Here is a 24,059-nt window from a genome sequence, read left to right as displayed (position 1 = left end):
AATCATATCTGCCACAGGTATTCCTTCAGTAATTGCAATAATTACTTTGATTCCTGCGTCAGCAGCTTCCATAATTGCATCAGCTGCAAAAGCTGGTGGTACAAAAATAATTGAAGTATCTGCTCCTGCTTTATCTACAGCATCCTTAACCGTGTTGAAAACAGGGCGGTCTAAATGAGTTGATCCACCTTTTCCTGGGGTAACTCCTCCAACAACATTGGTTCCGTACTCAATCATTTGTGAGGCATGGAAAGTTCCTTCGCTACCTGTAAATCCTTGAACAATTATTTTTGAATCTTTATTAACTAAAACGCTCATGATATATGAATTAATTTGTGTTTAAAATTGTGCTGCAAAAGTAAGTTTTTTACTAAATACTGAGGCGGTTTTCAATAGATTTTTTTAATTAGGTTGGCTAATTAGATATCCATCAATGATTTTTCCATCCTCAAAAGTGAAAATTGCAACCACCTTTGCAATGAGCATGATTTCTTTTGGGTTTTCAATGGTGGCAACTTTATGGTTGTATTTTACAACAATCTTATTTTTATCTTCAATTAGGTGTGCTATTTCAGAATAAAAAATTTCGTAATTTAAATTGATAACATCACTTATATTCAAAATAAATTGCTTGTCTAAAACAGAATTTCCAGTTGAGCTATCCCACTCTAGTTTAAAGTTTTCATGAATTAGAGTATCTAAAAACTGTTTATCTCTAATTCCTTGTTCTTTTAACAAAAACTCGATTTTCTCTTTATTTGTCATTTTGTTTTAATTTTTCTAAAATTTCAGGAATACGTTTAACGTTTGCCAATTGCTTTAATTTTTCACGAGATTCTTCAATTGGCGTTCCAAAATAAGATTTTCCACCTTCAATTGATTTGGTAACACCTGTTTGACCCATTACAACAGCTTTAGCTCCAATGGTAATACCACTTGTAGTTCCTACTTGACCCCAAAGCGTAACTTCATCTTCAATAATAACGCAACCTGCAATGCCTGTTTGAGAAGCAATTAAACATTTTTTACCAATAATTGTATCATGACCAACATGCACTTGATTGTCAATTTTGGTTCCTTCTCCAATAGTAGTATCACCAGTTACGCCTTTATCAATTGTACAAAGTGCGCCAATTCCTACGTTATCTTCAATAATAACTCGTCCACCAGAAAGTAATTGGTCAAATCCTTCTGTACGTTTTTTATAATAAAAAGCATCAGCTCCTAAAATAGTTCCTGCATGAATAATTACGTTATCACCAATTACAGTATTATCGTAAATGGAAACATTGGAATGAATTAAACAATTTTTACCAATATGTACGTTATGTCCAATAAAACAATTCGGTTGAATTATTGATCCTGACCCAATTTTAGCTGAATCTGAAATAGCACTATTTGAAACGTGAAAAGGTCTAAAATGCTTTGTAAGTATATTAAAATCTCTGAATGGATCATCGGAAATTAATAAAGCCTTACCTTCAGGACATTGAACTTCCTTATTTATTAAAATGATAGTTGCTGCAGATTGTAAAGCTTTATCGTAATATTTAGGATGATCTACAAATACGATATCGCCAGGTTCAACAACATGAATCTCATTCATTCCGTGAACAGGAAAATGAGCATCACCCACAAAATTACAATTGATAATTTGTGCGATTTCTTTTAAAGTTTGAATTTTCGGAAATTTCATTTAATTGTGATTCATGGTTAGGGAAATATATAAAAGTAATTAGTAATTGGCTATTTACTCTTCCCATTTTACTATCAATTATTCTTTTACTCGCTCCATATAATTTCCAGTAGAAGTATCGATTTTAATTTTATCACCTTCATTAATAAACAAGGGTACATTTACAGAAGCTCCTGTTTCAACCGTGGCTGGTTTTGTAGCATTTGTGGCAGTATTTCCTTTTACACCAGGTTCTGCATAAGTAACTTCTAAAACTATTGAAGCAGGCATATCTACTGACAATGGAGCTTCAGTTTCAGCATTGATTTGAATCATTACGTTTGTTCCTTCTTTCAATAAATCTGGCGCGTCTAATACTTTTTTGTCTAAAGTAATTTGTTCAAATGATTCATTATTCATAAAATGAAACTGATCACCTTCTGCATATAAATACTGAAAAGTATGTGTTTCTACTCGCACTTCTTCAATTTTATGTCCAGCAGAAAAAGTATTATCCAATACTTTTCCATTGGTTAAAGATTTTAATTTTGTTCTCACAAAAGCTGGACCTTTGCCAGGCTTAACGTGAAGAAACTCAATAATTTTATAAATATCGTTGTTGTATTTTATACATAATCCGTTTCTAATATCTGAAGTACTTGCCATTTTGTTTTATTTAAAAATTAGTTTATTTTACATGGATCCTGTATAACCTTTCATGATTCCGCGTGAAGAATTTCGAATAAAATCTAGAATCTCATCACGTTCTGTGGTTGCCTCCATTTCAGCTTCAAGAATACTTAATGCTTGAGTGGTATTATAATTTTTTTGATATAAAATTCGGTAGATATCTTGAATTTCTCTAATTTTTTCAGTAGAAAAACCTCTTCGTCTTAATCCAACGGAATTAATTCCAACATAAGATAACGGTTCTTTTGCTGCTTTTGTAAAAGGAGGAACATCTTTACGCACTAATGAACCCCCAGAAATCATAGCATGATCACCTATTGAAATAAATTGATGTACCGCTGCTAGTCCTCCAATAATTGCATAATTTCCAACGGTAACATGACCTGCAAGCGCTACACCATTAACAATAATGGCATTATCACCAATATGACAATCATGAGCGATATGTGCAGTAGCCATAATTAAACAATTACTTCCAATTTTAGTTTGGCCTGAAGCAACCGTGCCTCTATTAATTGTAACACACTCTCTTACAGTAGTGTTATCTCCAATTACCGCAAGTGATTCTTCACCACCAAATTTTAAATCCTGAGGAACGGCCGAAATTACTGCACCAGGAAAAATATTACAATTTTTACCTATTCTGGCACCTTCCATGATGGTAACATTTGAACCAATCCAAGTTCCCTCACCTATTTCAACATTATTATGAATGGTTGTAAATGGGTCAATTACAACATTTCTTGCTATTTTCGCACCGGGATGCACATAAGCTAATGGTTGATTCATATATTTATTTTTATATTTTTATTTTCCTCATTTATAAGGATGTTTTGTATTTTCTGGGTTTATTTTACTTTCACAATTTGAGCCATTAATTCGGCTTCAGATACCAATTTTCCATTAGCATAAGCATAAGCTTGCATGTGACAAATACCTCTTCTAATAGGTGAAATTAAGTCGCATTTAAAAAACAATGTATCACCTGGTAATACTTTGTTTTTAAATTTAACATTATCAATCTTTATGAAATAAGTTAGATAATTTTCTGGATCTGGAACCGTACTTAAAATTAAAATACCACCGGTTTGGGCCATTGCTTCAACTTGTAAAACACCTGGCATTACTGGAGCCCCAGGAAAATGTCCGACGAAGAAATCTTCATTCATAGTTACGTTTTTCAATCCTACGACATGCGTGTCTGAAAGTTCTAGAATTTTATCAACTAACAAAAATGGTGGTCTGTGGGGTAATAAATCCATTATTCCGTGGATGTCTAAAACAGGATCTTTATTTATGTCGTAAGTAGGGACATTATTTCGTTCTTCTAATTTGATTAACTTGGATAGTTTTTTAGCAAATTGAGTGTTTACAAAATGGCCGGGCTTATTGGCAATTATTTTACCTTGAATTCTTGTTCCGATTAATGATAAATCACCTATAATATCTAATAATTTATGGCGAGCAGCTTCATTTGGATAATGCAAAGTAAGATTATCTAAAATACCATTTTCTTTTACTGAAATACGCTCCTTGTTGAATGCTTTTTTCAAATTCTCCATTGTTTCAGGTGAAATTTCTTTATCCACATAAACAATAGCATTATTTAAATCTCCTCCTTTAATTAAACCATTATTTAATAAACTTTCTAATTCATGTAAAAAACTAAAGGTTCTACAATCTGCTATTTCTTTTTTAAATTCAGTAATGTTTTTCATGGTTGCGTTCTGTGTACCCAATACTTTTGTACCAAAATCTACCATAGCAGCCACACAATAATGATCACTCGGAATAACTGTAATTTCGCTTCCTGTTGCTTCATCTGTATAAGTAATGACATCTTTGACAACATATATTTTACGTTCAGCATCTTGCTCTACTAAACCAGCTTTTTCAATTGCTTCCACAAAATATTTTGAAGAACCATCCATAATAGGTAATTCTGAAGCATTTAATTCAATAATAACATTATCAAGATTACATCCCACCAACGCTGCTAATACATGCTCTGGAGTTTGAATCATTACACCTCTCTTTTCTAAATTAGTTCCGCGTTGAGTATTTACTACATAATTTGCATCAGCTTCAATGATTGGCTGCCCTTCTAAATCAACTCTTACAAATGTAAATCCATTATTAATTGGAGCTGGTTTAAATGTCATTGTAACTTCTTGACCAGTATGTAATCCTACTCCTGTTAATGAAATTTCACTAGCTATTGTGGTTTGTTTAACCATGACTGTACTCTATTTTTATTATTGTTGTTTTTTTAATTCCTCAATATCGGAAACAATTTTTGGTAAATTTTTAAAATGAACGAATGATTTTGCGAAATCGCCATAATTAAATGCCGGACTACCTTGAACCACTTCGTCGTCTGCCAAGTTTTTACCAATTCCTGATTGGCCTTGAATTTTTACACGATCACCTATTGTTAAGTGCCCTGCAAAACCTACTTGACCACCAATCATACAATTTTTACCAATTTTTGTAGAACCGGCAATTGCAGTATGAGCAGCTATAACAGTGTTCTCTCCAATCTCTACATTATGAGCAACCTGAATGTGATTGTCTAATTTAACACCTTTCCTAATAATTGTTGACCCTAAAGTGGCTCTATCTACTGTTGTACAGGCACCAATTTCTACATTATCTTCAATAATAACATTGCCAATTTGTGGTACTTTTTTGTACGAACCATCTTCTTGAGGTGCAAATCCAAATCCGTCGGGACCAATTATAGTTCCAGAATGAATAGTACAATTATTTCCAATTACACTTTCAGAATAAATACGAACTCCGGCAAAAAATACACAATTATCTCCAATTGTTACGTTATCACCAATAAAACTATTGGGATATATTTTAACATTATTGCCTATAGAAACATTTGTACCTACATAACAAAAACTACCCAAATACAAATCAGCACCATAAGTAACTCCTTCAGAAATAACCGAAGGCTGCTCAATTCCTGATTTCATCAATTTAATTTGATTGTAATATTCTAATAATTTTGAAAACGATTTATAAGCATCTTCAACTTTAATCAACGTTGTTGTTATTTGTTGTTCAGGCTCAAATGAAGCATTAACAATAGCAATAGTTGCCTGAGTAGAATAAATGAAATTAGTATACTTAGGATTGGCTAAAAAGGTTAAAGAACCTTCTGTTCCCTCTTCTATTTTAGATAATTTATATACTTCGGCATTAGGATTCCCTACTACTTCTCCTTCTAAAATACCGGCTATTTGCGCTGCTGTAAATTTCATTTAAAATTTGATGTTTATTTCGCACTACTGCACGAAATGATAAATATAAAACCACTCAAAGCTATCAAATATACAACTTTGCATTTTTTATAGGTGCAAAAATATAAAAATTAAATTAAACTCTTAAATTCCGAGCACTACTTTTGGAAAACAGATGTAATATTTTGTTACTTCTTTAGACAATGCTTTTAAGTACATTTGATCTGATGCTGCAACAACATCTTCAATGGTCTTATCTTTTTTAAGAATATAAATTGGTTCGCTAGATTTGCTGTAAGCTTGATTTTTCAATTTTCCCTTAAACACAAAATAGGCAGCTTCATTCTCTGAAATGGAAGCTGATTTCATGAACTCATTTTTAATTGCTAACAATCGTTCTTTATCTGGTTTAACATCAGTGATTTGAATTTTTAATAAATCTCTATTCAATACCATTCGACATAAATTTTGAAGCACAAAATCATCGTTAAATTGCCATGTTTTTATAGCGCCCATAATATCAAAATCATCTAAATAAGAAAATTTGTCTAAACTATTTTTATCAAAATCAACTAATGAAATTTTATTCACCATGAAAAAATGTAACGATGCACTGCAGGGCAACTCAATACCACTTTCCGTTAATTCTTTAGCTCTTTTTAAGATTTTTGTTAAAATCAATTCTGCAACAACGCTGGTTTTATGTAAGTAGGCTTGCCAATACATTAATCTTCTGGCTACTAAAAATTTTTCAACCGAATAAATCCCTTTTTCTTCAATTACCAAAACATCATTTTGCACATTCATCATTTGGATTAATCGATCGCTATTAATGTTTCCTTCGGCTACACCGCTATAAAAACTATCGCGTTTTAAATAATCCATTCGATCCATATCTAACTGACTTGAAATCAATTGTAACATGAATTTTCTAGGATAATCACCTTTAAAAACTTGAATAGCTAAAGATAATTTTCCGTCAAACTCTTTATTTAATTCTTCCATAAAAAGCAAAGACAACTCCTCATGATGCACTTCTTCTACAATACTATGTTCCATTGCATGACTAAACGGACCGTGACCAATATCGTGCAAAAGAATGGCAACATACAAAGCGTCTTCCTCTTCTTGTGATATCGAAACACCTTTAAATTTTAATGTTTCAACTGCTTTTTGCATGATATGCAAGCAACCTAATGCGTGGTGAAAACGAGTGTGATGAGCGCCTGGATAAACCAAATAAGACATTCCCATTTGTGAAATTCGACGCAATCGTTGAAAATATGGATGTTGTATTAAATCGTAAATTAAAGCGTTAGGAATGGTAATAAAACCATAGATCGGATCGTTAAAAATTTTGAGTTTATTCGTTTGGCTCACAAGTATCAATTTAGAGTAACAAATGTAAGCAATTTTTCCAAACCGAATTGTTTAAAACTATTCCAAAAAATTATACTAATTTTAATACAATCGTCGTTTAATAATAAGTAAATTGCACCAAATAAAGTAAAAAATGAGCCAAATAAAAATCCTTTGGGTAGATGATGAAATTGATTTATTAAAACCACACATCCTTTTTTTAGAAAAGAAAAGCTACCATGTTACCACATGTAACAATGGTCAAGATGCGATCGATTTATTTGATACCGAGAACTTTGATATTGTTTTTTTAGATGAAAATATGCCAGGTTTAAGCGGATTAGAAACCTTAGCTGAAATCAAAGAAAAAAAATCTTCAATTCCTGTAATTATGATTACAAAAAGTGAAGAAGAATATATAATGGAAGAAGCAATTGGTTCTAAAATTGCCGATTATTTGATTAAACCCGTAAATCCAAATCAGATTTTATTGAGTTTAAAGAAAAATTTAGACCATTCGCGCTTAATTTCAGAAAAAACTACGCTTGATTATCAAAAAGAATTCAGAAAAATTGCGATGGATATGGCCATGGTTCGTTCTTATGAAGATTGGGTAGAATTGTATAAAAAATTATTGTTTTGGGAACTCAAATTAGAAAATATTGAAGATCAAAGCATGGTTGAGATTTTAGAAAGTCAGAAAGCAGAAGCGAATTCGCAATTTGGAAAATTTATCGAACGTAATTATGAAGATTGGTTTTTTCCCAAAGCAGATAAACCATCACTTTCTCATGAAATTTTTGGCGAATATGTTGCACCCGAAATTCGCAAAAAAGACAAACCTATTTTATTTATCGTGATTGATAATTTACGATATGACCAATGGAAAGCCTTTGAAAGTACAATAAACAACTATTACAAACTTGAAAAGGAAATAAGCTATTTTTCAATTTTACCTACAGCCACTCAATATGCAAGAAACGCCATTTTTTCGGGGTTAACACCACTAGAAATGGAAAAAAAATATCCACAATATTGGAAAAATGATGTTGATGAAGGAGGTAAAAATCAGTTTGAAGCCGAATTTTTATCGGAACAATTAAAGCGATTAGGTTTGAACATCAAACAAGAATATTACAAAATTACCAATTTTGCTGCTGGAAAAAAATTAGCCGAAAATTTTAAATCCCTAAAAGGTAATGATCTCACAACTATTGTTTACAATTTTGTAGACATGCTTTCTCATTCTAAAACCGAAATGGATGTAGTAAAAGAATTAGCATCAAATGATAAAGCTTATCGCTCATTAACCTTAAGTTGGTTCAAGAACTCACCATTACTAGACATGATCCAACAAGCGCAACAGCTAGGATTTCGTTTAATAATAACCACAGACCACGGAACCATAAATTGTAAAAATCCTTCAAAAGTAATTGGCGATAAAAACACCAGTTTAAATTTGCGATATAAAACAGGGAAAAGTTTGTCCTATGAAGATAAAGATGTTTATTCGGTAAAAGATCCAAAAAAAATAGGATTACCTTCTTTAAACATGAGTAGTTCATTCATATTTGCAAAAAATGATTTATTTTTGGCCTACGTAAATAACTTTAATCATTATGTAAGTTATTATCGAAATACCTATCAACACGGTGGAATTTCATTAGAAGAAATGGTGATTCCATTTTTGATATTTGAGCCCCGATAAAGAGATCCATAAAACTAGAATAATTATATGACTATAATTTTTTCGTTAGACGAAATATCGACCGTTGCTAAACAAATTTTAGCTACGACATCATTAAAAAAAGTAGTTACATTTCATGCTCAAATGGGAGCTGGAAAAACAACCTTGATTAAAGAAATAGTAAAAGAATTAGGCGTTCAAGATAACTCAAGCAGTCCTACTTTTTCATTAGTAAATGAATATCGTACCTATGAAGGTGCTATAGTATATCATTTTGATTTATACCGATTGAACTCTGAAGAAGAAGGTTATGATATGGGACTTGATGAATATTTTTATTCAGACGATTGGTGTTTTATTGAATGGCCCGAAAAAACGCCCAACCTAATTCCAATTGATCATGCCAGCATTTCAATTAAAGTTTTAGCCGACGGAAAAAGAGAATTAGTATTAAAAAATTAGGGGATTCAGATACCAACTGCTTTAAAATTTAAAAATTATTAGTAATTTGGCTTTTTAAAATTAAAACGTTATGGCAATTTATAGTCCTTTTTCAAAATCGCAATTACTTCCACAAGAAGAAAAATTGGAGATTGCTCGACACAAAAGCGAACTATTTATTGGTATTCCAAAGGAAACTTCTTATCAAGAACGTCGTATTTGTTTAACTCCTGATGCCGTTTCTTCTCTGATTTCTCATGGAAACCGCGTCATGATTGAAGCTGGTGCTGGAGAAAGTTCTAGTTATTCCGACAGAGAATATAGTGATGCAGGAGCCGAAATAACTAACGATACGAAAAAAGTAATGGGTTGCCCAATGATATTAAAAGTAGAACCTCCTTCGCTATCGGAAATTGAAATGATGCACCCGGAAACTATTATTATTTCGGCCATTCAGATAAAAACACAGAAAAAAGAATATTTTGAAGCATTAGCTTCAAAAAAAATAACAGCTCTAGCTTTTGAATTCATTAAAGACGAAGATGGTTCGTATCCAGCTATTAAATCATTATCTGAAATTGCGGGTACTGCTTCTATTCTTATTGCTTCAGAATTAATGATTGGTGAAAACATCGGTAAAGGGTTACTTTTTGGAAATATTACAGGAGTTCCTCCCACGAAAGTAGTCATTATTGGTGCAGGCACAGTTGCTGAATTTGCTGCTAAAACTGCTTTAGGATTAGGCGCAAGTGTTGAAGTTTTTGATAATTCTATTACTAAATTACGTCGATTACAAAACACTTTAAATCAAAGAATTTTTACTTCAACTATTCAAGATAAATCGTTACTCAAAGCACTGCGAAGATGCGATGTAGCTATTGGCGCAATGAAAGGAAAAAATCGTGCTCCAATTGTTGTAACGGAAACAATGGTGGAACATATGAAAAAAGGTGCCGTAATTGTTGACGTAAGTATTGATACTGGTGGTTGTTTTGAAACCTCAGAAGTAACAACGCACGAAAAACCAACATTCATTAAAAATGGCGTAATTCATTATTGTGTTCCCAATATTCCTTCACGTTATTCTAAGACAGCTTCCATGTCTATCAGTAATATTATTTCTCCATTTTTATTACAAATTGCCGAAGATGGCGGTATTGAAAGTGCCATTCGTTGCAATAGTGGTCTAAAGCATGGCATCTATAACTATCATGGTTTATTAACAAATAAAGCTATTGCCGATTGGTTTAATTTAGAACACCGAGATATCAATCTAATTGTTTTTTAACTCCACTTTAAAACATCAACCAATCGATGTGGTTATTTGTGTAATTTACACTAAATTTGCACAAATTTAAATGGTATGAAATTTCAGTTTCGTTTAGCTTATTATTTATTCGGATTATTACTTGGAGGCATCTTTGTTATGTGGTTTTTAAAATCAAAAGCAACTAGTCGAGGTGTTGAGTTTTGTTATTTTCCTAATTGTCGGGTTTTGAAAGATTTGCGAAGTAAATCACTTGAAATTGATTCACTTGCTCAACAATCGATCAAAGAAAAATGGGTTACTTTAGAAGATATCAAACAAAGTTTAACATATGGAGACGTTGATTTTGAAAAAAGTAACGAACCGTATCGAAAAGGAAAAATATATATTATTGAAGGTAAAACTTCTAAAAATGAAGACATTACTATTACAATGGTAAATTACCCTACAAAAGTTCTATTAGAAAAGATTGAAAAAAAGTAATTTTTTTTAGTGAATCTCTTGTAGAACTAAATTAACCTTGTATATTTGCACTCGCATTACTTTTTTAGTAAAGCATTTTATTAGGGCAATTAGCTCAGCTGGTTCAGAACATCCCGATGCAATCGGGAGGGTCAGGGCTCAGCAAGATTAAAAAATATTGGGGCAATTAGCTCAGCTGGTTCAGAGCACCTCGTTTACACCGAGGGGGTCGGGGGTTCGAACCCCTCATTGCCCACAAAAAAGCACTTCTTATGAAGTGCTTTTTTTATTTAAAGACTATTGATAGTCTAAAAAACGAAAAAAATAAGCAAAAAGATTAGCACAGCTGGTTCAGAGCATCCCGATTCCATCGGGAGAGTCAGGGTTCGAACCCCTTTCCGAAAAACTGAACAGGCAATCGCCCACAAAAAAGCACTTCTTATGAAGTGCTTTTTTTATTCAGATACTCTAAAAATCAACTATTGCAGGATTTTAAAATTACAATCTTCTTCGCTCTTTTTCTTTTTTAATCAAAGTAAGTTCTCTACTGGTTTGTCCGGCTACTGAAGTGTTTTCTTGTGCTCTTCTTATTAAATAGGGCATCACATCACGAACGGGTCCAAATGGTAAGTATTTAGCAACGTTATACTTGTTTGCTGCTAAATTGAAACTTATGTTATCACTCATACCTAATAATTGTCCAAAAAAGATACGCTTGTCGTCTTTTGAAATGCCTTTTTCATCTAACAACTGCATTAATATATACGAACTTTCCTCGTTGTGTGTGCCTGCAAAAATGGCCATTTGATCAAGATGATCAACCATATATAACACCGCAGCATCATAATTAATATCAGTGGCTTCTTTAGAAATACAAATAGGAGATTTTAATCCTTTTTCTGCGGCTCTTGCGTTTTCTTTTTCCATGTAAGCACCACGAACTAGCTTCATCCCAATATGAAAACCTTCAGTTTCAGATTGTTCATGTAATTGTTTTAAATAAGCTAATCGATCCCATCGATACATTTGTAATGTATTAAAAACAATAGCTTTTTGTTGATTGTACTTTCTCATCATATCAGTAACTATACTATCTGCAGCATCTTGCATCCAACTTTCTTCAGCGTCAATCAATAACATAACATCTTTTTCAAAAGCAGCTTTACAAGCAATATCGAAACGATTGATAACGCTGTTCCATTCATCTTGCTCTGGTTCAGATAAGGTAACCTTCGCTCCTACTTTCTCATATAAATCAATTCGACCAAAACCAGTTGGCTTAAACACGGCAAACGGAATTGCTTCACGTTCTTTAGCAAATTCAATAGTTTTTAATGTCATTGCTAAAGCAGCGTCAAATTGTGCCTCTTCTTCTTTACCTTCTACCGAATAATCCAAAACCGAAGAAACGCCTTTTGTATATAATTTATCGACAACCTTTAAGCAATCCTTTTCTGTAACACCACCACAAAAATGATCAAAAACAGTAGCACGAATCAACCCTTCTACCGGCAAATGAGCCTTTAACGCAAAATTAGTAACTGCTGTTCCTATTTTTACAAGTGGTTGACATCCAATCATATTGAATAAGAAATAAGCTCGTTTTAACTCGGCATCACTTTTTAAAGAAAAAGCAACTTGAGTATTGTCAAATAATTTGTTCATGATATTTTTGATAAAAAGTGACACAAATATACATGAGTTTTTACGAATTTTAAATAAAATTTACCTTATTTTGCAATAAAATTCAAGCTTTCACATGCAAACAATTTCGGGTACTAATTATAATATTTATTTTGGAACAACTGGATATGATTCATTGGCTTCCATCCTACTTCCTAATGAGTATTCAAAACTATTTATTCTTGTCGATGAAAATACATCACAGTATTGCTTGCCTCATTTTCTGAGTAATTTAGCAACAGAAATCGAAATTGAAATCATAGAATTAGAAGCGGGTGAAATTCATAAAAATATAGCGACATGCACTGAGGTTTGGGGAGCATTGTCAGAATTAGGCGCCGATCGAAAAAGTATTATACTTAATTTAGGCGGTGGTGTAATTTCTGATTTAGGAGGTTTTGTAGCTTGTGCCTTTAAAAGAGGAATCGATTTTATCAATATTCCAACAACGTTACTGGCTATGGTAGATGCTTCCGTTGGAGGAAAAAACGGCGTTGATTTAGATCATTTGAAGAATCAAATAGGCATCATTCGCGAACCAAAAGCTGTTGTAATTGATACTCATTTTTTAGAAACACTACCTCAGAACGAAATGCGTTCAGGATTAGCTGAAATGCTGAAACACGGATTAATATTTGACAAACCTTATTGGAACAAATTTAAAAACTTAAAAGATTTAAATACAAATCATTTAGAAGTTTTAATTCATCAATCAATTCAAATTAAAAACGAAATTGTATCGATAGATTTGAGAGAAGAAAATATTCGGAAATCATTAAATTTTGGGCATACTCTTGGTCATGCAATTGAAAGTTATTTTTTAGAAGAAAATTCGCAAATCACACTCCTTCACGGTGAAGCAATTGCTGTTGGAATGATTTTAGAAAGCTATCTTTCTAAAGAGACGGGATTACTGAACAATGATGAATATCAAGAAGTTAAATACATTATTAGTGATTTTTTTGAACCTATATTGTTTACTCCTGATGCCATTGAAAAAATCATTGAACTGCTAAATTATGACAAGAAAAATGAGTTTGGAAAAGTGCAATTTGTGCTTTTAGATGGAATTGGCAAATCAGTTATCAATCAAACAATAGATAAATCATTGATTTACAAGGCTTTTGAGGATTATTACCAATAAGTTATTTTTTTAAGCAACAATACTTGTTAAGCTATTTTATTTTTTAACTTTGCCCGAATGAAAGAAAATAAAAACAACACCTATCGCAAGAGATTTCTCAATAATAGAATGACTTATCGTTCTGTCATTGATTCTTTAGTTTGTCTTATTTTTTCATTTCTTTCTATAGGTTTATTTCAATCATCAAAAAAACTAAGCGAAAAACTCCCTATACGTTTTGCAAATATTAGAGTTTGAAAATTATGTCACATCTGCATTTAGTTACTTCATAATTATTTTAAATCCAAAATTTCAAAATGAACACAAAATATTACGACTTAATCAATCAAACTTTTTATTTTCCACAAGAAGAGTTTACCTTAAATAAAGATAATTTACAGTTTCATGGCATCGACTTAATGAAATTAGTAGAGCAGTATGGAACGCCTTTGAAGTTTACATACTTACCTAAAATCTCTCAAAACATCAATAGGGCAAAAATGTGGTTTAGAAATGCCATGGAAAAGCATGACTATGATGCAAAATATTTTTATTGTTATTGTACAAAAAGTTCGCATTTTGAATTTATTTTAAATGAAGCTTTAAAAAATAATATTCATATTGAAACTTCGTCTGCTTTCGATATCAATATTGTTGAAAATTTGATGGAGCAAGGTAAAATAAACAAGAACACTTATATTATTTGCAACGGTTTTAAACGAGATCAATATATAACCAATATTGCTCGATTAATTAATAACGGTCATAAGAACACGATTCCAGTTATTGATAATTTTGAAGAATTAGATTTATTACAAGAACAAATTGATGGTAAATTTAAAATTGGAATTAGAATTGCTGCGGAAGAAGAGCCTAAGTTTGAGTTTTATACATCACGTTTAGGTATCGGATACAAAGATATTTTACCATTTTATAGAAAGCAAATTGCGGATACCAAAAAAGTGGAATTAAAAATACTTCACTTTTTTATCAATGCAGGTATTCGAGATACAGCTTACTATTGGAATGAATTATTAAAATGTATGAAAGTGTACATTGCCTTGAAAAAAGAATGTCCTTCGTTAGATAGTTTAAATATTGGTGGTGGTTTTCCTATTAAAAATTCGTTGGCTTTTGATTATGATTACCAGTATATGGTCGATGAGATTTTAAACCAAATTAAAATTGCTTGTGATGACGCTGAAGTTGATGTGCCGCATATTTTTACTGAATTTGGGTCATTTACTGTTGGTGAAGCCGGTGGCGCATTATATCAAGTCTTGTATCAAAAGAAACAAAATGATAGAGAAAATTGGAACATGATTGATTCTTCGTTCATAACCACTTTACCTGATACATGGGCAATCAACAAACGTTTTGTAATGATGGCAGTAAACCGATGGAATGATATGTATGAGCGGGTTTTATTAGGCGGTTTAACTTGTGATGGTGATGATTATTATAATTCAGAACAACACATGAATGCTGTTTATTTACCCAAGTACAATAAAGAAAAACCTTTATATATTGGGTTCTTTAATACAGGAGCCTATCAAGAAACCATTGGAGGTTTTGGTGGATTAAGTCATTGTATTTTACCCCAACCAAAACACATCTTAATTGACAAAGATAAAAACGGAATTATTGCTACAGAAGTATTTTCTGAACAACAAAAAGCTGAAGAAGTATTAGAAATTTTAGGATATAATAAAAAGAAAGAAAAATTAAAAAAGATATAATGAGTAAAGGACCAGTTAGTCAGTTTATTGAAAAGCATTACCTACATTTTAATTCTGCAGCGTTAGTTGATGCTGCTAAAGGATATGAAGAGCATTTATTAGACAATGGAAAAATGATGATTACGTTAGCAGGTGCAATGAGTACTGCTGAATTAGGAAAGTCGTTAGCCGAAATGATTCGTCAAGACAAAGTACATATTATTTCTTGTACTGGAGCCAATCTAGAGGAAGATATTATGAATCTAGTAGCGCATAATTCATATAAAAGAGTTCCAAATTACAGAGATTTATCTCCGCAAGAAGAATGGGATTTATTAGAAAATCATTACAACCGCGTTACAGATACTTGTATTCCCGAAGAAGAAGCTTTTAGAAGACTACAATCGCATTTATTTGATATTTGGAATAATGCCGATTCTAAAGGAGAACGTTATTTTCCACATGAATTTATGTACCAAATGATCAATTCGGGTGTGTTAAAACAATATTATGAAATTGACCCGTCCGACTCATGGATGGTAGCTGCAGCTGAAAAGAATTTACCAATTGTAGTTCCTGGATGGGAAGACAGTACCATGGGGAATATTTTTTCGTCCTATTGCATCAAAGGGGAATTCAAACCAACGACAATGAAAAGTGGCATTGAGTACATGATGTGGTTGGCAGATTGGTATCCAAAAAATTGTGATGGTAAAGGAATTGGTTTTTTTCAAATTGGTGGAGGAATTGCGGGTGACTTTCCAATTTGTGTTGTACCAATGTTATACCAAGATATGGAAATGCACGATGTACCATTTTGGAGTTATTTTTGCCAAATTTCAGATTCAACAACGAGTTATGGTTCCTACTCTGGAGCAGTTCCAAACGAAAAAATAACTTGGGGAAAATTAGATATTCATACCCCAAAATACATTGTAGAGTCTGACGCTACGATAGTTGCCCCATTGATGTTTGCTTATATTTTAGGATGGTAAAAAAAAATTAAAAAAATAGTTCAAATTACTTGAAAATATAATTTAAGGATATTACATTTGACGAAATTACAAGATTAAAAACTACCCGATGAAAAGAGTTATTGTTGATTACGCAAAATTAACAAATGAAATCTTAACCCTACTAGTTGAGAAATTTCCTGATGGCTATGATGATTCAGATATCATCCGTTTTAAAAATGCCAAAAATGAAACTGTTGAAGCAGTAGAAGTTCGTACAACTGATACTATATTTTTAGTAAAAGTAAGTACTAAGTTATCGGATAGAATAGAGAATTATGATGAAGATGACATCATTACAGAAGAAGTAGTTGTTGATAAAATTGAAGGTCTAAAAGAATTAGATATTGAAGATGATGAAGATGAATCAGACGAAGAACAATTAACTAATGATTCAGAAGATCCAGAAGATATAGAAGACGAAGATTAAATTAAAAAGGGAATTCAATTATGAATTCCCTTTTTAATTTATAAATAGCGCTCTATTATAACTTGCTTATGATGAAGTTCGTGCCCTAAAATACAATATCCAATACCTCTTACAGAAACACTTGCGCCTGAAGCGGTTCCAATTTTTAATAAATCAGTTGTTGAAAAATTTTCAAATAGAATTAAAGTGGCTTCTCTAACAATAACATATTCTTTTAACAAGCTCTCAAAATCACGTTCATTAGCATTTGCTGAAACAACAAAGGCATTTTCATCAAAGCCAGGCAAAGCTGTTGTATCGTTTCTTGCAATTCGCAAAGCCCTGTATGCAAATATCCGCTCGGCATCAATTAAATGCAGAAGAAGATTTTTAATAGTCCATTTACCTTCTTCATAACTGTATTCTTGTTTAAATACAGGAATTGAATTAAAAAAATGAATCATTTCTTCTTTTTGATTGATCAATCCTTTTAAAATATTTTGTTCCGAAACTAATTTGATATAATTCATTTGATATGGAACATATTCGTTTGTGTGCAAAATATTCATCAGTATAAGATATTAAAAAAGCCTCAGGTGAGGCTTAATATTATAATTCTTTAAAAATGGTATGCATTAATCGTTTTTTGTCGTTAATACTTTCCTCTAAAGAAATCATTGTTTCTGTTCGATACACACCTTCAATATCATCAATCATGAAAATTACTTCTTTAGCATGTTTAGTATCTTTTGCTCTTATCTTACAAAAGATATTGAATTTTCCTGTAGTTACATGTGCAACAGTAACATAAGGAATTAGATTAATTCGTTCTAAAACAAATTTTGTTTGTGAAGTATTGTGTAAAAAAACTCCCACATAGGCTATAAAAGAATACCCTAATTTTTCATAATCTAATGTAAGTGAAGATCCTTGAATAATCCCAGCGTCTTCCATTTTCTTAACTCTAACATGAACCGTTCCTGCAGAAATTAATAATTTTTTAGCAATATCTGTAAAAGGAATTCTCGTGTTATCAATTAACATGTCTAAAATTTGATGATCAACTTCATCTAAACGAAACTTACTCATAAGTACTTATAATAAATGTTAAATAATTGACTTTTTATCAATATCGTTTCAAATTTATTAAATTATTTTTATCCCGTTATCAAAATAAGTTAAATTATCAATGTTAAAAGTTGCTTTTGCTCCTATTTCAGGATAATTTTTTCCATCTAATGAAAAAAGCATCGATTGACAATCATATTCAACGTGACCAAAATAATTTTCTAAATCAGAAATTTTAGTGATAATTGCTACAAATTCAATTTTATCTGCAATTAATACTTCCTGATATTGAGCTGCAAAGTTAATTATTTTTTCAACATTATTATCAATAATTTTCACATTTCTATAGATAAAATCGAAAAAACATTTATTATTTTGAGGAATTCTCAAATAATTAGTCAAAACGTTATTAACTACAACGTTTTCGCTTTTATTCAAAAACGAAGACAACAAGGCAACAAAAACAAATTTTCTACTCTCTTCCCTATTGTAATCAGAATTAAAATGCCCGGCTTCAAATAAAATTGTTGGAGTTCCTTGAGTCGTAAAATAATCACCTGTACAATTCACGTTATAACTATCATCAAATCGCCCTATTTGATTAGGTAAATAGGGATTTAAAGCTTCAAACATAGTATTAATAACTTCTACCGCTTTTAATCTAGTAGAATTGTAAGTACATGAATTCTCAAAAGCTGGAGCTAAAAACGAAATTGTTGCGGGTAAGTTATAATCTGAAGTACCGAAAATAGTGCGCTGATCATGCAAATTATAACAAAAATCGGGTTTAAATTCATTATAAATTCGCTTTAGCAATTGCATTTCAGGTTGAGTTTCAGCCACAGCATCTCTATTTAAATCAACTTCGTTAGCGTTTTCTCTTGTATAAGCTAATGCACCATCAGGATTTAGCATTGGTAAACACAATAAAGTATATTCACGCTTTATTTTATTTGCTAATTCCGAATCTGAATTTAAGAAATTTAAAAAATCAAAAAGCCCTTTAGTTGTTGTAGGTTCGTTACCATGCATTTGTGACCAAATTAAAACTTTTGTTTTCCCTGATCCAATTTTAACTTGATAAATACTATTTTTTTTTACAGATTGACCAATTTTAGTAATTTCAAATTCATTCTTTAAAGAATTAAAAAGAGGTTCAATCATACCTAAATGAATATACTTTCCTTTCAAATCTGAAACAAGATATTTGGTGGCTAATGCTAAAAAATCCATACTTATTTTTTGATTTACAAATGTAAACAAGTTTGTATTTACAAATGTAAACAACTTAAACTACTTATTAATTCACTTTTGTAAACATCCTTTATGTCATTTATCATAGTGTTTGTTTACAAAAACAAATTAATCAATAATTTGTATTTATTTATTTAAAAATCAATGTATTATAATAACTTTTATAAACTAAGTGTTTAATTAAAAAAGAATTAATTTCGTTACTGATATTGTATTTTAATAAATAATAATTTACATTTGTAACAAATATTTAATTCTTTCAATAATTACAATGGTAAACATAGACGATTTCATTAAACGCTTAGAAATTATATTGGATTATTACAATTTATCGGCTTCCGCTTTTGCTGATAAAATCAATGTTCAACGTTCTAGTTTATCTCACCTACTCTCTGGTCGAAATAAACCGAGTTTGGATTTTATCATAAAAGTTATTGAAGTATTTCCTGAACTAGATTTGTATTGGATTTTAAATGGTAAAGGAACTTTTCCAACATCTGAGAAAAATTTTAGCATTCAATCAACTAAACAAGAAGTAACATCTGACGAAACAAATACCTCTGATTTATTTTCAACTGATCATACCAATAGTAAGCAACCTTTTATAAACAACGAAGTAGAAAAGAAATCGATTAGTTTATCAAATAGTGAAGTAAAAACAATAGAACGAATCGTTATTTTTTACACCGATGGAAGTTTTAAAAATTATCAATCTTAAATTTATTACTTCTGTTTAGGAACATAACTAAGTTCTGGATTTTTTCCTACAACACCAATGAAATAATGCTCTAAATTAGCAATATCTGTTTCAATATTTCCCGTTGGATAATAGGGTTCGTTGTATACCACTTGTTTTTTACCATAATCAAAAGCTACTGCAATTATAGGAACATTAGCTTTTAAAGCAATGTAATAAAAGCCGGTTTTCCATTCGGTTACTTTTTTTCTAGTGCCTTCTGGAGCAATGGCTAATCTAAAAACTTCATTTTTCAAAAATACTGCAGCAATAGAATCTACTTTATTTTCATTTTTTTCACGATTTAAAGGCCTACCTCCCGTCCATATAAAAAAATAATTAATAGGAAAAACAAACAACTCTTTTTTGGCAACATAATTAATTTCGATGTTAAGAATCCCTCGAGTAAAAATTCCTAAGAAAAAATCCCACCAACTCGTGTGAGGAACTGCAATAAGTACACATTTCTTTATGTCTGGAGTTATCGTACCAATAACTTTCCATCCAAAAAGTGTGCAGAAAATAAATTTATACAGTTTTTGTTTCATCGGTGGCTAATTTATGACAAAAATAAAATTATATTTACGATTACAAACAAAATCTAAATGATTAAACGTTTATTAAGTTATTTTTTACCCATTAAAGTATATGAAACTCCTTCAAAAACAAGTAAAAATCTTGAAGTTACTTGGAATAATGGTTATTTAGTATTGGATTCGAAAAATACTAATTACTCATTTGGTAGTTTACAACGTGCATTAAAAAAAGGGTTGAAATATATTGGTTATGAAAGAATTAGAAATTTTGAATCAATTTTAGTTCTTGGAGTTGCTGGAGGAAGCGTTATAGAAACATTAAAAAAAGAAGTGAAGTTTAATGGTAAAATCACAGGTGTTGAAATTGATGCTACTGTTGTAGATATAGCTAATAAATACTTTGGATTAAACAAGTATGATAATCTAGAAATTGTTATAGATGATGCTTTTGAATTTGTTTTAAAAACCAAAGACACCTATGACTTAATCATAATTGATGTTTTTCAAGACACTACAATGCCTAATTTTTTATTTGAAGATTTTTTTATAAATAGAATTAATTTTTTACTGAATGTAAATGGCTTTATACTTTTTAATACTATGGCTTTAAAATATAACGATAGAAGAAGAAATGCTATTTATAAAAGTAAGTTTGACAGCAATTATTCTGTTAGATTATATCCAAAAATTGAAGAACACAACGAATTATTTACTATTAAAAAATTGAATTAATGAATTTATTTAAAAAACTTTTATTAGGTAAGGTGGCTAAAGATTATATTCCAAAATACAATCCTATTCAAAAAAGGATTTTAAATATTAAATCTATTTGGGATAATGACCATCAAGAAGATAATGGGATTGAAAAAATTGTTCGATTATTTTTATCTTCCACGCAATTGATATTCCCAGGAATATATATCAAATATTTAGCTTCAAAAAAAGGACATGAATACCAAGATCTAGCAATAGATATTTATGTTCTTGCTAAAGTTATTTTTCCAATAATAATTTTAAAATTCAATTTGCAACATGAACCATACATAATTTACATACTAATTTATGTTTTACTTGAAACCGTATTTTATATACCAACATTAATATTTGCTTCTGATTTATTTTCAAGACCACGTTCCTACAAAAGATCAATGCTTTTACTGTTTTTTAACTATATCGAAATTGTGTTTTCTTTCGCAGTTTTATATACTATAGGTGAAAATATGAATAAACCGTTTGAACATTGGTTTGATTCTATTTACTTTAGTGTAATTAGTTCAAATTCTATAGGTTTTGGAGATTATTACCCAATAACAACTTTTGGAAAAGTCCTAGTTAGTCTCCAAGCAATGTTCTTTTTATTGTTTGTGATTTTATTCCTGAATTTCTTTTCTACAAAAATAAAAAGCAAAGGATATTTTGATGATGAACAAATTTAATTATTAATTAATTTTCGTGCCTTTTCAAGATCCTCTTCGGTATCAATACCAATACTGCTGTGAGTTGTCTCTACCATCATAATGCGTTTTCCGTATTCCAAATAGCGAAGTTGTTCTAGTTTTTCTGAAGCTTCTAACGACAACAATGGCAAACTATAAAAATCTAAAAGGGCTTGTTTTCTAAAAGCATAAATTCCGATGTGTTTCATGTAACGAACACCAGCGTTTTCATCCCGAGGGAATGGAATAACCGAACGTGAAAAGTACAAAGCAAAACCATTTTGGTCAGTAATGACTTTTACATTATTAGGATTGTTTATCTCTTCTTTATCGGTTATTTGAAACATTAGCGAACCTAAATCAACTTTCTTTTCGACATCGTTTTTAAAGACTTCAATTAGTACTTCTAGTGGTTTTTTATTAATAAACGGTTCATCACCTTGAACATTGATTACAAGATCCACTTCCATATTTTCAATTGCTTCTGCAATTCGATCACTTCCACTTTCATGCTCTTTAATCGATTTGATTGCTTTGCCTCCATTCGAAACAATTTCGTTATAAATTAAATCCGAATCGGTAACCACAAAAACATCGTCAAATAAATTTGTACTTACCGCCGCTTCATAGGTTCTGCGAATAACGGTTTTACCTCCTAGATCTTGCATTAACTTTGCAGGAAATCTTGTGGAAGCATAGCGAGCGGGAATTACAGCTATTATTTTCATATTGGTTTTATTTTTACAAAAGTATTAATTTTTAAAATATTCGTCTTTAAATCCGATTAAATATAACTTTTCTTGAGCACGAGTAATTGCAGTATAGAGCCATCTTACATAATCTACATCAATACCATCGGGTAAATAAGGTTGTTCTACAAAGACTGTTTTCCATTGTCCACCTTGTGATTTATGACAGGTAATTGCGTATGAAAATTTAACCTGTAAAGCATTAAAGTATTCGTTTTCCTTTACTTTTTGAAGTTTTTTATACTGTTGTCTTTCGTCATCATAATCTAACAATACTTCTTGATACAATTGATTAGACTGATCATAAGTTAACGAAGGCGATTCGCTAGTTATGGTATCCAACATCAAAATCGTGTCAAAAGGCGCTTGATTAGGATAATCAACCATTCTTATTTTAACGGTGGCAAATTTGAAGCCGTAAAGTTCTTGAATTTTCCTGATTTCCAATATTTCAATGATGTCGCCATTAGCAATAAATCCGGCCTCAGATTCTTCTTTCAACCAAAAATAATTATTTTTTACCACCATTAAATAATCTCCAGTTGAAAGTTCGTTTTCTTTAGATAAGATGGATGTGCGTATTTGCTGATTATATTGATTGGCTCTTTTATTTGAACGCACGATAAAAACGGTATCTTCTAATCCGTAATTATCATAGGCTCCCTGAATAGCATCTTGAATATCATATCCGTCTTGCAATCGAACAATATCTTTAAAACCATTTAAGTTGAATTGAAAGGTATCAATAAAATGAGAATCTAATAAATCACGCAATTGCGTTGCGTTGTATAATATTCCTGAAGTTTCGGCTTGTCGCATGACTTCATCCAGTTCAATATGCTGCACATTCTTTTGATAATGCAAGGAAAGTGTGTTGATATCTAACGCAGGACTAATTGTCATGTTAACCGGTGGCAACTGAGCGGTATCTCCAACGAGTAATAGTTTACAATTTTTACCAGCTTCCACATAAAAAAATAAATCATCTAGAAGCGATCCATTTTCATATAATTTTGAATCTTGCGAAGTGTCGGATATCATTGAAGACTCATCCACTATAAAAATGGTATCCTTAAATTTATTTTGCTGAAGCGTAAAACTAACCCCTCCTGTTTTAGACTTTTTAGGAAAATAAATACGCTTGTGTATCGTATAAGCGGGTTTTCCCGAATAATTACTAATAACTTTTGCCGCACGACCTGTTGGCGCTAACAAAACACATTTCATATTTATAACCTCCAAATGATTAATTACTGTCGAAATAATAGTCGTTTTTCCAGTACCTGCATATCCTTTTAATACAAAAATTTCATCATTAGAAGTATTCAATAAAAAAACAGCTATTTTTTGAAAAAAAAGATTTTGCTTTTCAGTAGGCTGAAACAAAAAATTTTGATGCAGTAACTTATAAAACAACGATGAAGTAATCATTTACAGAAAGGGCTTTAATTAATTATCAAATATAGTGTTGATTTTTGAAAGAAAAGAGATATGATTGGAAA

Annotated in this window: 25 protein-coding genes, 1 tRNA gene and 1 pseudogene; 12 read left to right on the top strand and 15 right to left on the bottom strand. The window is 31.1% G+C overall.

Annotated features, from left to right (window positions below; genetic code table 11):
• The 8 genes and pseudogenes from ACIQZC_RS02185 to ACIQZC_RS02150 form a co-directional block, all read right to left on the bottom strand.
• Positions 1 to 318: pseudogene (locus tag ACIQZC_RS02185) on the bottom strand (succinate--CoA ligase subunit alpha); the annotation flags it as partial.
• Between the two features lie 84 nt (positions 319 to 402).
• Positions 403 to 765, bottom strand: a complete 363-nt coding sequence (locus ACIQZC_RS02180) for a nuclear transport factor 2 family protein (RefSeq protein WP_396137597.1) — start codon at positions 763 to 765, stop codon at positions 403 to 405.
• Positions 755 to 1,696, bottom strand: a complete 942-nt coding sequence (locus ACIQZC_RS02175; RefSeq protein WP_396137596.1) for a UDP-3-O-(3-hydroxymyristoyl)glucosamine N-acyltransferase — start codon at positions 1,694 to 1,696, stop codon at positions 755 to 757. Before ACIQZC_RS02175 ends, ACIQZC_RS02180 begins: the two co-directional genes overlap by 11 nt.
• A 78-nt stretch (positions 1,697 to 1,774) precedes the next feature.
• Entirely contained in the window at positions 1,775 to 2,341 is a 567-nt protein-coding gene (gene efp / locus ACIQZC_RS02170) for an elongation factor P (RefSeq protein ID WP_396137595.1), read from the bottom strand.
• A 27-nt stretch (positions 2,342 to 2,368) separates the two neighbouring features.
• Positions 2,369 to 3,154: an acyl-ACP--UDP-N-acetylglucosamine O-acyltransferase gene (gene lpxA / locus ACIQZC_RS02165; RefSeq protein WP_396137594.1), complete on the bottom strand. Its 786-nt coding sequence runs from the start codon at positions 3,152 to 3,154 to the stop codon at positions 2,369 to 2,371.
• Positions 3,155 to 3,213: 59 nt separating this feature from the next.
• Complete coding sequence (locus ACIQZC_RS02160) at positions 3,214 to 4,602, bottom strand: bifunctional UDP-3-O-[3-hydroxymyristoyl] N-acetylglucosamine deacetylase/3-hydroxyacyl-ACP dehydratase (protein ID WP_396137593.1); 1,389 nt, start codon at positions 4,600 to 4,602, stop codon at positions 3,214 to 3,216.
• Positions 4,603 to 4,620: 18 nt separating this feature from the next.
• Positions 4,621 to 5,637 carry a UDP-3-O-(3-hydroxymyristoyl)glucosamine N-acyltransferase gene (gene lpxD / locus ACIQZC_RS02155; protein ID WP_396137592.1) on the bottom strand — a complete coding sequence of 339 codons (1,017 nt, stop codon included), beginning with the start codon at positions 5,635 to 5,637 and terminating at the stop codon, positions 4,621 to 4,623.
• Positions 5,638 to 5,760: 123 nt separating this feature from the next.
• A complete protein-coding gene (locus tag ACIQZC_RS02150) occupies positions 5,761 to 6,996 on the bottom strand; it encodes an HD domain-containing protein (protein WP_396137591.1) in 1,236 nt (411 codons plus the stop codon).
• A 133-nt stretch (positions 6,997 to 7,129) separates the two neighbouring features.
• Between ACIQZC_RS02150 and ACIQZC_RS02145 the strand changes: the two genes are divergently transcribed.
• The 5 genes from ACIQZC_RS02145 (at position 7,130) to ACIQZC_RS02125 (ending at position 11,088) form a co-directional block, all read left to right on the top strand.
• Positions 7,130 to 8,683 carry a PglZ domain-containing protein gene (locus ACIQZC_RS02145; RefSeq protein WP_396137590.1) on the top strand — a complete coding sequence of 518 codons (1,554 nt, stop codon included), beginning with the start codon at positions 7,130 to 7,132 and terminating at the stop codon, positions 8,681 to 8,683.
• Positions 8,684 to 8,710: 27 nt separating this feature from the next.
• Positions 8,711 to 9,124, top strand: a complete 414-nt coding sequence (tsaE, locus tag ACIQZC_RS02140) for a tRNA (adenosine(37)-N6)-threonylcarbamoyltransferase complex ATPase subunit type 1 TsaE (RefSeq protein ID WP_396137589.1) — start codon at positions 8,711 to 8,713, stop codon at positions 9,122 to 9,124.
• Positions 9,125 to 9,194: 70 nt separating this feature from the next.
• Entirely contained in the window at positions 9,195 to 10,391 is a 1,197-nt protein-coding gene (locus ACIQZC_RS02135; protein ID WP_396137588.1) for an alanine dehydrogenase, read from the top strand.
• Positions 10,392 to 10,466: 75 nt separating this feature from the next.
• The gene (locus ACIQZC_RS02130; protein WP_396137587.1) at positions 10,467 to 10,853 is read left to right on the top strand and encodes a DUF4258 domain-containing protein; all 387 of its coding nucleotides are present in this window, start codon (positions 10,467 to 10,469) and stop codon (positions 10,851 to 10,853) included.
• 160 nt (positions 10,854 to 11,013) lie between these two features.
• Positions 11,014 to 11,088: transfer RNA gene (locus tag ACIQZC_RS02125), tRNA-Val, on the top strand.
• Positions 11,089 to 11,330: 242 nt separating this feature from the next.
• Here the strand turns inward: ACIQZC_RS02125 and ACIQZC_RS02120 are convergent.
• Positions 11,331 to 12,497 (bottom strand): proline dehydrogenase family protein, encoded by a 1,167-nt coding sequence (locus tag ACIQZC_RS02120; protein WP_396137586.1) that lies wholly within the window; start codon positions 12,495 to 12,497, stop codon positions 11,331 to 11,333.
• 94 nt (positions 12,498 to 12,591) lie between these two features.
• On the opposite strand from ACIQZC_RS02120, the gene aroB reads away from it, so the two are divergent.
• The 4 genes from aroB to ACIQZC_RS02100 all read left to right on the top strand — a co-directional run bounded on the left by aroB (position 12,592) and on the right by ACIQZC_RS02100 (position 16,799).
• Positions 12,592 to 13,659 (top strand): 3-dehydroquinate synthase, encoded by a 1,068-nt coding sequence (gene aroB / locus ACIQZC_RS02115; RefSeq protein WP_396137585.1) that lies wholly within the window; start codon positions 12,592 to 12,594, stop codon positions 13,657 to 13,659.
• Positions 13,660 to 13,955: 296 nt separating this feature from the next.
• Positions 13,956 to 15,377: an arginine decarboxylase gene (locus ACIQZC_RS02110; protein WP_396137584.1), complete on the top strand. Its 1,422-nt coding sequence runs from the start codon at positions 13,956 to 13,958 to the stop codon at positions 15,375 to 15,377.
• Positions 15,377 to 16,351, top strand: a complete 975-nt coding sequence (locus ACIQZC_RS02105) for a deoxyhypusine synthase family protein (protein ID WP_396137583.1) — start codon at positions 15,377 to 15,379, stop codon at positions 16,349 to 16,351. Before ACIQZC_RS02110 ends, ACIQZC_RS02105 begins: the two co-directional genes overlap by 1 nt.
• Before the next feature lie 88 nt (positions 16,352 to 16,439).
• A complete protein-coding gene (locus ACIQZC_RS02100) occupies positions 16,440 to 16,799 on the top strand; it encodes a DNA primase (RefSeq protein ID WP_396137582.1) in 360 nt (119 codons plus the stop codon).
• Between the two features lie 38 nt (positions 16,800 to 16,837).
• Here ACIQZC_RS02100 and ACIQZC_RS02095 read toward each other — a convergent pair whose 3' ends face one another.
• The 3 genes from ACIQZC_RS02095 to ACIQZC_RS02085 are packed head-to-tail and all read right to left on the bottom strand — an operon-like array spanning position 16,838 to position 19,079.
• The gene (locus ACIQZC_RS02095) at positions 16,838 to 17,347 is read right to left on the bottom strand and encodes a DinB family protein (protein ID WP_396137581.1); all 510 of its coding nucleotides are present in this window, start codon (positions 17,345 to 17,347) and stop codon (positions 16,838 to 16,840) included.
• Between the two features lie 40 nt (positions 17,348 to 17,387).
• Positions 17,388 to 17,867, bottom strand: a complete 480-nt coding sequence (locus ACIQZC_RS02090; RefSeq protein ID WP_396137580.1) for an Lrp/AsnC family transcriptional regulator — start codon at positions 17,865 to 17,867, stop codon at positions 17,388 to 17,390.
• 57 nt (positions 17,868 to 17,924) lie between these two features.
• Positions 17,925 to 19,079, bottom strand: a complete 1,155-nt coding sequence (locus tag ACIQZC_RS02085; protein WP_396137579.1) for a M14 family zinc carboxypeptidase — start codon at positions 19,077 to 19,079, stop codon at positions 17,925 to 17,927.
• 292 nt (positions 19,080 to 19,371) lie between these two features.
• On the opposite strand from ACIQZC_RS02085, the gene ACIQZC_RS02080 reads away from it, so the two are divergent.
• Positions 19,372 to 19,818 (top strand): helix-turn-helix domain-containing protein, encoded by a 447-nt coding sequence (locus ACIQZC_RS02080; RefSeq protein WP_396137578.1) that lies wholly within the window; start codon positions 19,372 to 19,374, stop codon positions 19,816 to 19,818.
• Between the two features lie 5 nt (positions 19,819 to 19,823).
• On the opposite strand, the gene ACIQZC_RS02075 is transcribed toward ACIQZC_RS02080, so the two are convergent.
• Positions 19,824 to 20,384 (bottom strand): 1-acyl-sn-glycerol-3-phosphate acyltransferase, encoded by a 561-nt coding sequence (locus tag ACIQZC_RS02075; protein ID WP_396137577.1) that lies wholly within the window; start codon positions 20,382 to 20,384, stop codon positions 19,824 to 19,826.
• Between the two features lie 57 nt (positions 20,385 to 20,441).
• On the opposite strand from ACIQZC_RS02075, the gene ACIQZC_RS02070 reads away from it, so the two are divergent.
• A complete protein-coding gene (locus tag ACIQZC_RS02070; protein WP_396137576.1) occupies positions 20,442 to 21,104 on the top strand; it encodes a spermidine synthase in 663 nt (220 codons plus the stop codon).
• Positions 21,104 to 21,808, top strand: coding sequence for a potassium channel family protein (locus tag ACIQZC_RS02065; protein WP_396137575.1), 705 nt, complete (start codon positions 21,104 to 21,106; stop codon positions 21,806 to 21,808). The genes ACIQZC_RS02070 and ACIQZC_RS02065 overlap by 1 nt, the downstream gene beginning before the upstream one ends.
• On the opposite strand, the gene kdsB is transcribed toward ACIQZC_RS02065, so the two are convergent.
• Together kdsB and ACIQZC_RS02055 are read right to left on the bottom strand one after the other, a co-directional pair.
• Entirely contained in the window at positions 21,805 to 22,536 is a 732-nt protein-coding gene (kdsB, locus tag ACIQZC_RS02060; RefSeq protein ID WP_396137574.1) for a 3-deoxy-manno-octulosonate cytidylyltransferase, read from the bottom strand. The two genes, ACIQZC_RS02065 and kdsB, sit on opposite strands and share 4 nt — an antisense overlap.
• A 24-nt stretch (positions 22,537 to 22,560) precedes the next feature.
• A complete protein-coding gene (locus tag ACIQZC_RS02055) occupies positions 22,561 to 23,985 on the bottom strand; it encodes an ATP-dependent RecD-like DNA helicase (RefSeq protein WP_396137598.1) in 1,425 nt (474 codons plus the stop codon).
• Positions 23,986 to 24,059 lie beyond the last annotated feature (74 nt).

Source organism: Flavobacterium sp. (genome assembly GCF_044338735.1).
Taxonomy (GTDB): Bacteria; Bacteroidota; Bacteroidia; order Flavobacteriales; family Flavobacteriaceae; genus Flavobacterium.
Note: the sequence above shows the minus strand (reverse complement) of the source record. Positions and strands in the feature narration are given on the sequence as shown.

Excerpts from the sequence above, each read along its gene's own strand:
- lpxA (WP_396137594.1), bottom strand. The coding sequence starts at position 3,154 with ATGAATCAACCATTAGCTTATGTGCATCCCGGTGCGAAAATAGCAAGA.
- ACIQZC_RS02085 (WP_396137579.1), bottom strand. The coding sequence starts at position 19,079 with ATGGATTTTTTAGCATTAGCCACCAAATATCTTGTTTCAGATTTGAAA.
- ACIQZC_RS02110 (WP_396137584.1), top strand. The coding sequence starts at position 13,956 with ATGAACACAAAATATTACGACTTAATCAATCAAACTTTTTATTTTCCA.
- efp (WP_396137595.1), bottom strand. The coding sequence starts at position 2,341 with ATGGCAAGTACTTCAGATATTAGAAACGGATTATGTATAAAATACAAC.
- ACIQZC_RS02065 (WP_396137575.1), top strand. The coding sequence starts at position 21,104 with ATGAATTTATTTAAAAAACTTTTATTAGGTAAGGTGGCTAAAGATTAT.
- ACIQZC_RS02120 (WP_396137586.1), bottom strand. The coding sequence starts at position 12,497 with ATGAACAAATTATTTGACAATACTCAAGTTGCTTTTTCTTTAAAAAGT.
- aroB (WP_396137585.1), top strand. The coding sequence starts at position 12,592 with ATGCAAACAATTTCGGGTACTAATTATAATATTTATTTTGGAACAACT.
- ACIQZC_RS02095 (WP_396137581.1), bottom strand. The coding sequence starts at position 17,347 with ATGAATATTTTGCACACAAACGAATATGTTCCATATCAAATGAATTAT.
- ACIQZC_RS02070 (WP_396137576.1), top strand. The coding sequence starts at position 20,442 with ATGATTAAACGTTTATTAAGTTATTTTTTACCCATTAAAGTATATGAA.
- ACIQZC_RS02105 (WP_396137583.1), top strand. The coding sequence starts at position 15,377 with ATGAGTAAAGGACCAGTTAGTCAGTTTATTGAAAAGCATTACCTACAT.
- ACIQZC_RS02090 (WP_396137580.1), bottom strand. The coding sequence starts at position 17,867 with ATGAGTAAGTTTCGTTTAGATGAAGTTGATCATCAAATTTTAGACATG.
- ACIQZC_RS02160 (WP_396137593.1), bottom strand. The coding sequence starts at position 4,602 with ATGGTTAAACAAACCACAATAGCTAGTGAAATTTCATTAACAGGAGTA.
- ACIQZC_RS02175 (WP_396137596.1), bottom strand. The coding sequence starts at position 1,696 with ATGAAATTTCCGAAAATTCAAACTTTAAAAGAAATCGCACAAATTATC.
- kdsB (WP_396137574.1), bottom strand. The coding sequence starts at position 22,536 with ATGAAAATAATAGCTGTAATTCCCGCTCGCTATGCTTCCACAAGATTT.
- ACIQZC_RS02080 (WP_396137578.1), top strand. The coding sequence starts at position 19,372 with ATGGTAAACATAGACGATTTCATTAAACGCTTAGAAATTATATTGGAT.
- ACIQZC_RS02075 (WP_396137577.1), bottom strand. The coding sequence starts at position 20,384 with ATGAAACAAAAACTGTATAAATTTATTTTCTGCACACTTTTTGGATGG.
- tsaE (WP_396137589.1), top strand. The coding sequence starts at position 8,711 with ATGACTATAATTTTTTCGTTAGACGAAATATCGACCGTTGCTAAACAA.
- ACIQZC_RS02130 (WP_396137587.1), top strand. The coding sequence starts at position 10,467 with ATGAAATTTCAGTTTCGTTTAGCTTATTATTTATTCGGATTATTACTT.
- ACIQZC_RS02180 (WP_396137597.1), bottom strand. The coding sequence starts at position 765 with ATGACAAATAAAGAGAAAATCGAGTTTTTGTTAAAAGAACAAGGAATT.
- ACIQZC_RS02100 (WP_396137582.1), top strand. The coding sequence starts at position 16,440 with ATGAAAAGAGTTATTGTTGATTACGCAAAATTAACAAATGAAATCTTA.
- ACIQZC_RS02145 (WP_396137590.1), top strand. The coding sequence starts at position 7,130 with ATGAGCCAAATAAAAATCCTTTGGGTAGATGATGAAATTGATTTATTA.
- lpxD (WP_396137592.1), bottom strand. The coding sequence starts at position 5,637 with ATGAAATTTACAGCAGCGCAAATAGCCGGTATTTTAGAAGGAGAAGTA.
- ACIQZC_RS02135 (WP_396137588.1), top strand. The coding sequence starts at position 9,195 with ATGGCAATTTATAGTCCTTTTTCAAAATCGCAATTACTTCCACAAGAA.